The 239-nt window shown below is 36.4% G+C and carries 1 pseudogene; it reads right to left on the reverse strand.

The features are described 5' to 3' along the window. Positions 1-239, reverse strand: a pseudogene (locus tag ACWA1B_RS23550) (class 1 fructose-bisphosphatase); the annotation flags it as partial.

Genomic DNA, 239 nt, shown 5'->3' on the forward strand with positions numbered 1-239 from the left:
GCAATATTTAATGTAATTTTTTACTCCTTGCGGAAAATGAACATAATTACCCTCGTTTACCGAGTAGATATTTCCATTTTTTGGAAATTTCATGTTTGGATGCGAAAGGTAAAATGTACCTATCGCCGGATTTAGTGTAAAACCATTCACCCCATGTCCAGTAGTATAGACAAGCATGGTCGAAGTTCCATAAATTACATAGCCTGCTGCAACTTGATTGATTCCCGGCTGTAAAAAAT

Source organism: Flavobacterium xizangense, from assembly GCF_054075145.1.